12 protein-coding genes are annotated in these 12080 nt (G+C 42.1%); 1 reads left to right on the top strand and 11 read right to left on the bottom strand.

What is annotated here, in order from left to right:
- Window positions 1-8 precede the first annotated feature (8 nt).
- The 11 genes from cutD to ACPEH5_RS11890 all read right to left on the bottom strand — a co-directional run bounded on the left by cutD (window position 9) and on the right by ACPEH5_RS11890 (window position 11175).
- Window positions 9-956 carry a choline TMA-lyase-activating enzyme gene (gene cutD, locus ACPEH5_RS11940; RefSeq protein ID WP_198860937.1) on the bottom strand — a complete coding sequence of 316 codons (948 nt, stop codon included), beginning with the start codon at window positions 954-956 and terminating at the stop codon, window positions 9-11.
- 81 nt (window positions 957-1037) lie between these two features.
- A complete protein-coding gene (gene cutC / locus ACPEH5_RS11935) occupies window positions 1038-4469 on the bottom strand; it encodes a choline trimethylamine-lyase (RefSeq protein WP_166696480.1) in 3432 nt (1143 codons plus the stop codon).
- A gap of 57 nt (window positions 4470-4526) precedes the next feature.
- A complete protein-coding gene (locus ACPEH5_RS11930) occupies window positions 4527-5657 on the bottom strand; it encodes a 1-propanol dehydrogenase PduQ (RefSeq protein ID WP_071548630.1) in 1131 nt (376 codons plus the stop codon).
- 7 nt (window positions 5658-5664) lie between these two features.
- Window positions 5665-5922 (bottom strand): EutN/CcmL family microcompartment protein, encoded by a 258-nt coding sequence (locus tag ACPEH5_RS11925; protein WP_004259057.1) that lies wholly within the window; start codon window positions 5920-5922, stop codon window positions 5665-5667.
- 26 nt (window positions 5923-5948) lie between these two features.
- A complete protein-coding gene (locus ACPEH5_RS11920) occupies window positions 5949-7583 on the bottom strand; it encodes an acetaldehyde dehydrogenase (acetylating) (RefSeq protein ID WP_053083841.1) in 1635 nt (544 codons plus the stop codon).
- Between the two features lie 68 nt (window positions 7584-7651).
- Window positions 7652-7930 carry a BMC domain-containing protein gene (locus ACPEH5_RS11915; protein ID WP_004259063.1) on the bottom strand — a complete coding sequence of 93 codons (279 nt, stop codon included), beginning with the start codon at window positions 7928-7930 and terminating at the stop codon, window positions 7652-7654.
- A gap of 15 nt (window positions 7931-7945) precedes the next feature.
- A complete protein-coding gene (locus ACPEH5_RS11910; RefSeq protein ID WP_042845468.1) occupies window positions 7946-8230 on the bottom strand; it encodes a BMC domain-containing protein in 285 nt (94 codons plus the stop codon).
- 20 nt (window positions 8231-8250) lie between these two features.
- The gene (locus tag ACPEH5_RS11905; RefSeq protein WP_004249182.1) at window positions 8251-8529 is read right to left on the bottom strand and encodes a BMC domain-containing protein; all 279 of its coding nucleotides are present in this window, start codon (window positions 8527-8529) and stop codon (window positions 8251-8253) included.
- Window positions 8530-9186: 657 nt separating this feature from the next.
- Window positions 9187-9705: a FidL-like protein gene (locus ACPEH5_RS11900; protein WP_042845470.1), complete on the bottom strand. Its 519-nt coding sequence runs from the start codon at window positions 9703-9705 to the stop codon at window positions 9187-9189.
- Entirely contained in the window at window positions 9702-10544 is an 843-nt protein-coding gene (locus ACPEH5_RS11895; RefSeq protein WP_166684972.1) for a transcriptional regulator, read from the bottom strand. Before ACPEH5_RS11895 ends, ACPEH5_RS11900 begins: the two co-directional genes overlap by 4 nt.
- A 52-nt stretch (window positions 10545-10596) precedes the next feature.
- Window positions 10597-11175 (bottom strand): TetR/AcrR family transcriptional regulator, encoded by a 579-nt coding sequence (locus ACPEH5_RS11890; protein ID WP_042845473.1) that lies wholly within the window; start codon window positions 11173-11175, stop codon window positions 10597-10599.
- A gap of 308 nt (window positions 11176-11483) precedes the next feature.
- Between ACPEH5_RS11890 and ACPEH5_RS11885 the strand changes: the two genes are divergently transcribed.
- Window positions 11484-12044: an NADPH-dependent FMN reductase gene (locus ACPEH5_RS11885; protein WP_042845475.1), complete on the top strand. Its 561-nt coding sequence runs from the start codon at window positions 11484-11486 to the stop codon at window positions 12042-12044.
- Window positions 12045-12080: the final 36 nt, after the last annotated feature.

The raw sequence follows: 12080 nt of genomic DNA, 5'->3' as shown, positions 1-12080 counted from the left end.
TTTGTGACTTAGTGACGAACCAGTCGAATATCGAAATCGAATTGCTTAAAGAACGCTTCAAGTTGATCTAACTCTTCAGCACTATAGGTTGGGTCTTGTTTAACCGGGTAAATCATCTCTAACTTGTCGTATTTGCCACGACCCAACTGGTGATAAGGTAAAATATCGATGCGCTTTACATTGCCGCGTTTGGATAATTCCATCGCATAATTAATCGCACCAGTAATGGCATCAAATGAATCGTTGTATCCACGGACTAACGGCATACGAACGACGATGTTAGCGCCAAGTTCCACCAACCTTTCAAGATTACGGCGAACATTTTCATTCCCAATACCGAATAAGTTTTTATGCTGTACCGTATCGATATGTTTAATGTCATACAAAAATAGGTCGACAACTTCAGCTAGCTTTTCATAGTTGGCTAATGAGGTTGTTCCTTGTGTTTCTACGGCGGTGTTGATCATCATTTTTTTACACTCACGCAGTAGGGCAACAGCAAAGTCGGTTTGTAGGCTCATTTCGCCACCACCGATTGTTACACCACCACCGGAAGAGATATAAAAATCATAATCTTGCATAATGATTTCCATCATTTCGGCTACCGTGACATCTTTGCCCATAATGTCTAACGCACCGCCAATACACACTTCTTCGCATTTACGACAACCAATACAGTCAATACTGCGATTGACACGGTGAATCTGTTCACCTTGTTCATTAATGGTTTTGTAATGGATACCGGTAGGGCAAACATCGACACATTTCCCACAATTCACACATTTGTCGTGAGAAAACATCACTTGAAACTGGCTACTTAGTCCTTCTGGATTAGCACACCATGGGCAGCGAATATTGCACCCTTTTAAGAAAATCAGCGTTCGAATGCCATCGCCATCATAAATTGAGTATTTTTGGATATTAAATATCCGACCTTTAATCTCTGCCGCGCTCATCACTACACCTCTAAAATCAGTTCAAATTTATTATTGTTATTATGAAACGGCAGGTATGAAGTCATACCTGCCAACGCTGGTTTAGAACTTCTCAATTACAGTACGGCTGATAATCTCATCTTGAACCTCTTTACAAAGCTCAACGAAATATGCGCTGTAACCTGCAACACGAACGATTAAATCTCGGTATTTTTCAGGCTCTTGCTGTGCTTTTTTCAGCATTTCGTTATCTACATAACTAAACTGCATTTGCCCGTTACCTAAAATAGAGGCGGTTCTCAGTAACGTGATTAAGCCATGACGCCCTTCCGGTGTATCCAATAAGCCTTTTAAGAACTTAAAGTTATGCACCATACCGATGTTCATCGTCTCAACATTCATCTTGCTGATTGATTTGATGATGGCAGTAGGGCCTTGTTTGTCCGCACCTTGTGTTGGGCTGATACCATCCGAGAGTGGCATCCACGCTAAACGGCCGTTAGCACTTGCTGCGGTCAATTCACCAATTGGGGTATTGTTGGAAATGGATAAGGTTCCGTGACTCAATGTTGAATACAACATGTCATATTTACGGCACTCACGCTCTGTCCACTCGGTGATATCCAGCGCATATTGGTCAACATAGTCATCATCGTTACCAAACTTAGGCGCATTTAAGCAGTCACGACGTAATTCGTCATAGCCTTCAAAGTTTGCGAGTAAGCCATCGCGGATTTGCTCAAGCGTGTAGCGGCCCTCTTCATAAACCAATTTACGAATAGCAACAATCGAGTCAACATAGGTGGCAAGGCCTGAGAAAATCAGCCCTGGGCCGTGGTTGATCATCGCCCCGCCAGCTGCAACGTCCTTCCCTTTTTCCATACAACCTTCTACCAGTAAAGACATCAAGGGTTTTGGAGCTACATCGCGATGTACACGCTGGCTGATAACAGTCCCGATAGCCGATAAACGAACAATGTGGCCAATCTGTGCTTTTACTGCATTATCAAAGTCTTCGAAAGTTTTCAGCTCACGTAAGTCACCCGTATCTAAGCCTTGATAGCTATCAAATAACACCATGCGACCACGGTTTAGCACAAATTCAATCGCAATTGGCCACTGGGTATAACCTGTTGATGTCCATTGATAAATACGGCCTGATTTTTGTGGCTCTACACACCCCATTAAGCAGTAGTCACGCGCATCTTCAAAATCAAAGCCTTTACGTAGCATCATTTTGATGTGGGAATCATCGAAGTGACAGGCTGGGAAGCCCATACCGGCTTTCACCACATCAACGATTTTCTCCATGTATTTCTGTGGTGATTGGTTATGAATACGGCATGCCAGAGATGGCTGATACACTTTCACAAAGCGAACCGCATCCATTATTAAATAGGTCAAATCGTTACAAGCATCACCACCAGAACGTTTTTGTCCACCAACAGTTAAGTTGATAAATGGCTGATAACCTGCGAAGTATTTCGCACCTAGCTCACTCGACATCCACATTAACTCGGCACACTTGATGATAAATGCCTGCATCATCTCTAATGCTTGGTCTTCAGTTAAACGGCCTGTTTTGATGTCGTTTTCATACATTGGTAAGCAATATTGGTCGAGACGCCCTAAAGAAAGACCGGTTTGGTTTTCTTCAATTTCAAATAATGACTCAACCGTCCAAATGCTTTGTAATGCTTCTTGTAATGTCACCGGCGGGTTAGCAGGTACATTTTCATTCACCTGCGCGATAGTCAGTAATTCTTCACGGCGTTTTTGGTCTGATTCAAGTACGGCTAATTCACGCGCATGTGCAGCAATACGATGTGAATAAGCAACAACCCCTTCACAGGTTTCAATTGACGCTTTATAGAAATAAATGCGGTCAATGTCATCTGGGTTTTCCATGCTCAACTCAGCTAATTTCGCCTGAGCATCCGCTTTAATGCCATTCATTCCTTTGGTGAATAATAAAACGTCATAGCCTGGGCAGGTATCACCACCACCGTTGATTTGGTGATAAGACAAGTCACTGACAAATGTTTCACCACTGAATTCCCATACCCCCGCTTCACGGTATTGTGCTTCACAAATTTCATCCAGAGAGCGCCCTTCCCAGAACGGAGCAATTTCCTCGCGGATCACTTTTTTGTCTTCTTCTGAGATAACAAATGGGTCTTGTGGACGCGTGCTCATGGTATCGAGTTCTTCGACTACCCAACGCCATGCGATATCCGGTGAGAATGCACCCGCACGGGCTTTACCACATGGATGACCCACAATCAGCTCTTCGGGTTGAATTAGGATTGGTGCCGTTTCACAAGCTCGGCGGAACGCTTTCGCACGCAATAAAATTGGCGGTAAACCTGGGTTATTTTTGACAACTTCAGTGAAGGCGAGTGCGCGGTAGATAGACACACTTGGACGCGCTTCTAAGTAGCGATTGCGCAAGCGTTGTAAGCGGGGCGTTAAACCTTCCATAACTTTGAATTCAGTTTCCGCTTGTGCTGTTGGAGCAATATAATTCGCATTTGGCGCTGCGTATTGCGGCTGAACACTGTTTTTACCGCAATATAAACGGACTTTTAACCCATTATTGATAGCACTGATATTTTCATTAGCGGATAACATCATGCCAGACAACTCGTTAATGCAAACACAAGGATCATTCAGATAGATACCGTCTTTTAATGCATCGAACATTGGGTAGCCATCAACTTGCTTGGTTGAGCGAACTTCTGAAAGCTCAGCCAGTTTCAGCCATAAACTTTCTACAATTTCATAAGCTTGCGCCTGAGTTAAACGGCCTTGTTCAATATCGCGTTGGTAGAATGGATAAACGGCTTTATCAAATCCCATTGGATTAACCGCATAGCTGCCATTTTCTAAGTGCAAGATCAGCTGTAATAAATAAAAGGCTTGGCAAGCTTCCTTGAAAGTTTGCGCAGGTTTAGCAGGCACATTGCGCAAAATTGCTGCGCTTTCTTGCAGCTCCGCACGGCGATATTGGTTCGATTCGATTGCTGCCATGCTTTCAGCTTTCGTCGCTAAAGATTGCGCAAAGTGGATTGCTGCATCACACGCATAAATCGCAGAGCGGCAATTATTTGCCTCATCAATGCTATTGCGGCTCACTGCGCTACCAATATTTCTCACTTTATTTTCTAGCTGCGCTTTGATAGCTAAAAAGCCTACGTTTAATACTGCTAAGTAATCTGGCGCATCGACGTTACTGTCGCCTGCTAAAAAGGTATAAATACTGTGGCTATTAATTTCATTTTCAGTATGGAAAATAGCACCACGTGGGGTTGATGATTGGCTACCAATAATCAACTCGTCTTGCCCGATAAAGGCTGGAAAATGGCGGATAAACTCATAAAAACGTTGAGCAGGTTTAATCGCCTGCGGCGCACCGGATAATTGGTTACCCAATGCTTCTAAAATATTAGCTCGTTCAGTAATAATTGAACTGTTGCGGGCACTTAAGCGTTCAGCCAGCATTTTTACGCGTGGGGTCAAAGCATATTTATTCATGTTAGCCTATCCTGATGTTCTTTCTAGTTTGTTGTTCATCACATAAAGCGTTAACTGTTAAAAAGACTGTCTATACAGCGCTTCCAGTTGCACCTTGCTCACATCCCGTGGATTGGTCGGCGTGCAACTATCGCGCAGTGCTTGCCCAACCATTTCCCCTAAACGGGCGTTAAAATCGAATTCATTGATACCTGTTGCTTGAATGCCTTTTGGCAGGTTCATTTCATCTTTCAATACGTTGATCGCCACCATCAGGCTTTCAACGCCTTCACGTATTGATGACGCGGGTAAATCTAAATTTTTCGCAAGATTGGCGTAGCGTTTCGCTGCCTCAGTGTCACAACGGCCTTCTAAATCTGCATTGAAAGCAACCACTTGTGCCATTAACAGAGCGTTGGCGCGGCCATGTGGGATATGGAACACACCACCTAATGCATGAGCCAAACTGTGCGTTATCCCAAGGGAGGCATTAGTGAAAGCCATTCCTGCAATACATGACGCGTTGTGCATTTTTTCGCGAGCCACTAAATTGCTGCCTTCACGGTAGCAATCAATTAAATGACCAAAGACTAATTGCACGGCTTTTTCTGCCAATGCATCGGAAAAATCAGAAGCGGTACGCGAAACATACGCTTCCAATGCATGGCACAGCACATCCATTCCTGTATCCGCAGTAATAGAAGCTGGCACAGATTTCACTAGTGCGGGGTCTAAAATAGCTACATCTGGCAACATAAACTCATCAACCAAAACCAGTTTTTCAGACTGAGACTTGATCACGGAAAATGATGTCACTTCAGAGCCTGTTCCACTGGTGGTTGGAATAGCGATAAACTGCGGTTTAACTCGATTGGGGTCTTTTTTCGTGTGCCAAAGGGAGTAAATAACAGCTTTCGCAGCATCAATCACCGACCCACCACCGAGTGCAATCACCACATCTGGGTATTGCCTATCCATTATTTTCATGCCGTTAACGATGGCTGAAATGTCTGGATCTGGCACAACATCATCGTAAATCGAAAAGGTGATGCCACTTTGGGTTAGCCTGCGAGTGACTTCATCAGCTAAGCCAAACTTCACCATCGCTTTGTCAGTGACGATAAATGCATGGTGAGCACTCATTTGTGAGATAAAATCCAATGCGTTAGCACCGAATTGGACTTTAGGTTTAATCAAAAACTGGTTCATGCTGTTTTTACTCCTTGGTATAAACCTTTTCCACAATGGCAACCACTGACATGGCTTTGTAATTGTCTTTATTCAAAGCGAAGTAAGCTTCAGCTAAAACAATGTCATTGATACCAGCACCAACACTGTCAACTGCCACATACGTTTTGTTTTTCAACGGTTCAAGGTCATCCCCTAGCTTTGTTACCATCAGTAAGTTACTGCCGCTAAGTTCTTGGCATTTCTGCGTTGCAACAACATGCCCGACTACCTTTGCAAGGATCATGGTTTATACCGCCTTATTCCAATGAGTTACTTATTTAGGCGTCCGAGAACGGCCTTGATGATCTGCTCAACATTTTCTTCACTGATATCACCGTGAGAAACGACAGCCTCAGTAACCGCAGCCGTTGTCACCGCACCACCAAATCGGTCATCACCTATTGGATGGACAGCTACGGGTGATGTTGTCGCCGCAACAGGGTTACGGAAGCGGTTATCATCAAAAATACTGACTTGCGGTTGAGTTACCGTTGCAGACACCGCAGGTTGTGCAGTTGTACAAGGCTGAGTGGGTTGCCTTAAATCTTCAATTGAACGTACGCCATAACCCACTTTGCGGATGTTCAGTAGATTCATTGGCCCTACATTATCTGAGCTAGAACCCCCACCCACTGCGCCACACCCCAATGTTAATGCAGGCGTAATATTGGTGGTTGCCCCGATACCACCAAGCGCCGCTGGTGTGTTAATTAAAATGCGGTTAACGGGTTTTTCGAGAGAGAACTGGCGAATAACATCTTCGTTTTGAGTGTGAATAACCAAGGTATGGCCTAAGCCCTCGTTGGTCAGTAAGTCAACCACACGATGACAAGCTGATTGCCAGTCTTCTTCGATATACATCCCTAAAATTGGGCACAATTTTTCACGGGAGTACGGGTTTTTAGGGGAAACGGTATCTTGTAATGCAATTAATACACGGGTATTCGCAGGGACAGCGAAACCTGCTCGTTGGCTTAAAGTAATCGCATCTTTACCTACCACTTCAGGGTTGATAGTGCCGTTCGCTCTAAGCAACATGGATGCCATACGCTTCGCTTCTTCTTCATTCATGAAGTAAGCACCTTGGGCAAGGAGTTCACGATGGACTTCGTTATAGATACAACGCTCAACAATAATGGATTGTTCAGATGCGCAGATCACACCATTATCGAAAGTTTTACTGGTGATAATGTCACTGACTGCTTGCTTGATATTAGCACTACGTTCAATAAATGCAGGGCCATTACCCGGGCCGCCACTAATGGTTGGTGTGCCTGATGCATAGGCTGCACGTACCATGCCTTCACCACCCGTTGCCAAAATTAATGAAACGTCTTTGCTGTGCATCAGTTCTTTCGTTGCTTCAAGAGTCAACATAGTGACTGCATCAACGATACCTGCTGGTGCGCCCGCTTCTAGTGCGGCTTTTTTGACTATTTCTAACGTACGGAAACTGCATGCTTTAGCATTTGGATGAGGGGAGAAGACGATTGCGTTACCAGCCTTCAAGGCAATCAACGTTTTGTAGATGATGGTTGATGTCGGATTAGTAGAAGGTACTAACGCTGTGATAACACCAAGAGGTACCCCCACATCCATAACTTTGTTGACTTTGTCATCATTAATGATGCCAACGGTTTTTAGATCTTTGATGTGCTCATAAACACGCATTGAAGCGAAGGTATTCTTCAGGACTTTATCTTGCCACTTCCCAAACCCTGTCTCTTCATTGGCCATTTTTGCCAACTCTTCTGCATGAAGTGCAGACTCAATAGCAATGTGTTTAACAATACTGTCGATTTTTTCCTGCGAAAATGTCGCGAATTCTTTCTGCGCTTGCTTCGCGTTTCGAACTAGCTCTCTTGCTAGCTGTCTGGATTGCAGATCTTTGTCTAATGCAACCATGTCTTCCCCCGTATCGGAGTCAAAATTAACTCATTAACTTGTTGTTTTATTGATTTATTAGCCAATAATTACGCTTTGTGTTGCTGCGCAATTTTGCCAATATCGTTGTGTGGTCTTGCGATAACGCGTGAAGTCACCACTGTTCCGATACGTTTTGCAGCCTCAACACCGGATTCAACAGCAGCATTAACGGCACCCACATCACCTTTAACCATTGCTGTCACGAGCCCTGAACCAACATTTTCATAACCGATTAGCTCGACATTCGCCGCTTTGCACATCGCATCAGCCGCTTCAATACAAGCCACTAAACCTTTGGTTTCAATTAGACCAAGTGCTTCTTTCATAAGTGATTTCCTTTTTTATTCCGTGACTTTATACTGGGCGACGATTTTTTGAATATCGCTATGAGGACGCGCGATAACCAAAGATGTCACGACGGTGCCAACGCGAGAGGCGGATTCAACACCTGAATCCACTGCAGCTTTCACTGCACCTACATCGCCTTTGACCATGGCGGTAACTAACCCTGACCCAACATTTTCATAACCAATCAGCACAACGTTTGCGGCTTTGCACATCGAGTCTGCGGCTTCAATACAGGCCACTAACCCTTGAGTTTCAATAAGACCTAATGCGTCACCCATGTTTTTTCCTCCGGAAAAAGTTATGCTTTATGTTTAATAACAATTTTGTTGATGTCATTGTGTGGACGCGCAATCACCAAAGAGGTCACAACTTCCCCAACACGCTGAGCAGACTCAACACCGGAATCGACAGCCGCTTTAACCGCGCCTACATCCCCTTTAACCATTGCAGTTACCAAACCGGAACCGACATTTTCATAACCAATTAGCTCAACATTCGCCGCTTTGCACATGGCATCCGCTGCTTCGATGCAAGCCACCAAACCTTTAGTTTCAATAAGACCTAATGCATCACCCATTGTTATTTCCTCCGAGAAACCTTCTTTGTTTTTCTTTACCGCTGATAATTCAAATTGATGTGTCCGAGTACATGTCCTTTGAAATATCGGGGTAATCATTTGCGCCAAGGGTGTCTGCGCGGTGATTTATTGAACGCAGCCTTTGGCTTCAAACTCACTATAGAGCCTAAAAAACAAAACAAAATATAAATCCATGAATGATTAATACTTAGTGTTTTACTCTAAAAATTAGCGTGATTTATTTGATTTTTTATGTAACCTCACTGAAAAAACCAAAAATTCACGTTTCTATCTGGAGATGAAAAAAGGGCTAAAAGTTGATTTACGATTAATCAAAGAAATTGTTAACAAGATATTATTGAGCTGATAAGGCGGGGTAATTTAGGGAGTGATAACTGTGGAAGGGCTCACTTGCTTATAAGCTTAGCTAAGTATTTATTTGTGAGATAGCGATTGGGCAACTGCCAACTTCAATACCAACTTGGCTAATCTCATTCACGAAACCACTATGAGGAACCCTGCATAGGCATAATTAGTTTAAACTAAGTAAAGCTCCAATGAGCTATTGGATAAAACGCGGGGGAGCATCTCTATACGCATAAAATACTGAAAGAAAAGAGCCCATAGCGCCCTTTTCTTTAAGCTATTTTCAGACCATTAATCAAATTTACTGCCAGGTTTAAGTGTGCAGATATAAAGAGGGGAATTTATTGAGCTTAACAATAATGCTTTGTCATTGAGCTTTTGGGCATTAAGAAATAAACCGTCATGGCTATCTGACATCTCTCGCATAAAGTAATCGAAAATAACATCGGGGGATTCATCAATAGAAGATGCTCGTGATTCCCATTGGCTGATATTATAATGCCTTTCTGTTGGGGATACTCGTTGGGTAGTATAACTAAATTTTACGTAACGTTGTAAATATAGCCACCCTGCTTTGGAGTCTGTATAACCTTCCACAACAATCGAGCCCTTGCCATTAGAACCAAAATTGAAATGAATGTTGCCATTAACATTTTCATCTATCATATTTTCAAAGCGCATAATGCCTTTAGTCGAACAGACCATCAAACCATCTTGTTGATTTGAAAATAACACTGACTGAGTATAAACCGCTACTATGATAAATAGTAAACCACTCAGTAAGCATAATACCTTGCCTGAAATCTTCATGATGGATTCCATGAATAGTAGAAGTAATTATCACAATAACTAAATGGGTTATCTTCATTCACAGCACAATGGGCCAGAAAAACTCGCCCTAATCCATTCGTTTGTAACTTATCACCATAGAAAAAAACAAATCGCTCCTTTTCTATGCAGTCTAGTTTCAAGTTATTTCTTACCTTGTCAAAATTTTGTATATAGTTGAGGGCAACAGTGCCATTAATCATTTTCTCATTTGACAAGACATCGCAATTATTGTGTTCCAACACCGTCATACTAATTGGTGATGATGGTTGCTTGGATAGATAAGCCATCACGGCTAATAAAATTGAGCAAAGCAATAAGGCAGCACTAGCTAAATACCAACAAATTTCTTTTTTTTCTGGGGTTAATGAAGTAATAACTTGTGGTTCTTCAAGGGGATGTGGGGCTGAATTCGCAACAGAAGATAAAACGACCTCTGCGCCATCAATTTCATTAAGATTACTAATTAACTCAAGAGGGTTGATTTTAATATCATCAATTAATTCTAAGGAGACTTCAGAATTGAATTCTAATAAGCCTCTACCAACAGTAACGATAATATTTTCAATACCATATTGACGGAATGCTTTTCTTAAAATACTTAAGTATTGATTTAAATTACTGTTCGATGACACTAAGCCATTATCATCCCATACAGATTTCAATATATCGTCTCGGGATAAAACACCATTATGTTGTATAAAATAAAATAATAATGCATTAGCAGTGATAGACAATTGCGTGTCCACCTCACCTTCTTTCAAAGATAAAGTGCCATCAACTGCATCATATATAATGAAGGCATTGATTTTATATTTCACTATCGCCTCATGTGCTTATTATATTAATAAAATTACACTGCTGGTATTACCGTTACTCCTCAGGTAGTTTTTCAAATGATATTTGTGTCAACCGACTTACAATAGCAGCGCGTTCTTGTTGTAATAATGTTTCCCCTTCAGTCAATGACGAAAGCCATAACCCATCAGCGGCATACCTGACTAATGCCCCTAAATAACTATTATCAAATTCATCCCCATTTGCTAAATGGCCTAACACCCAATCTCGCCAACATTGACGTAATACCGGCTCTGTTGGCATAGCTAAAGACAGCAAAGCAAGTTGAAAACTTTCATCCGATTCTTTAAGTTCACCAATATAGTGCAAATATGCACGAGAGAAACGCCCATACGGATTCGGATCATTCTCCATAATCAAATGAATTCGCTCATCCATAATTCCCAATAATTGGAGAAACAACGCATGGATGAGTTCCTGTTTGCTTGGGAAGTGGTGCATCAACCCGCCTTTACTGACACCCGCTTCTCTTGCCACAGCATTAAGAGATAACGAAGAAATCCCTTCTCTACCAGCAATAATGCGAGCCGCTTTGAGTAACTCAACTTGGAGTTTGGCGGGATCTTTTTTTCTATGCTGTGCCGTTTTATTCATGAAACGAATGATACCGACCAGTCGGTATGTTTCATTTTGACTAAAATCAAGTAACTATGATTTGTCAGTGGGTAAATAGAAATACTGGAAGAGGACTCACAATATCCCATCGTAATAATTCATATCACTATAATTAATTTAAAAAATTCAATTTTTTTTGATATTTGTTTCACTTATTCTGTCGTTTTAATTTAACTTAGATTTTGCACCTGTTCATATTATGATGTTTAATAAAAGAAACAACGTTCTGACAAAATACAAATCATATGAAGTATTAATGATCAACTGTCGATAGAAGAGGTTTTATCATGTCAAATCAATATAGTATTGGTGTTATTGTTGGTAGCTTACGTGCAGATTCTTACAACTTAACCGTGGCTAAGGCCATTACCAAGTTGTTCCCAGCAAACTTTACCTTTAAGTTTATCAACATCGGTGACTTACCTCTCTACAACCAAGATGCAGACCAAAGTGTGCCAACTGTGGTCGCAAATTTTAAATCGCAGATTAAAGCTTGTGACGGAATTATTTTTGCTACCCCAGAATATAACCGCTCAATCCCTGGCGTGTTGAAAAATGCCATTGACCAAGGTTCCCGCCCTTGGGGTGATAATTCATGGGATGGCATTCCAGCAGGCATTTTAGGTGTTTCTATTGGTAATATCAGTACCGCGATAGCCCAACAGCACCTACGCAATAGCCTTGCATTCTTAAATATGCCTACCATGAACCAACCCGAATGTTACCTGAAATGGTATGACGGCATGGTGGATGAGCAGGGAAATATCTCACCAAAAAGCAAAGATTTCTTACAACCTTGGGCCGATACCTTTGCAAAGTTTGTGGCACATAATATTGTGAGTAAATAAGTGGGTTGGCAATATGCCGCCCATAAAAAAGGGCAC

The sequence above is a fragment of the Providencia sp. NPDC089933 genome (genome assembly GCF_049545585.1).
GTDB lineage: Bacteria > Pseudomonadota > Gammaproteobacteria > Enterobacterales > Enterobacteriaceae > Providencia > Providencia huashanensis.
The sequence above is the reverse complement of the archived record's forward strand: the minus strand, read 5'-3'. Positions and strand labels throughout refer to the sequence as shown.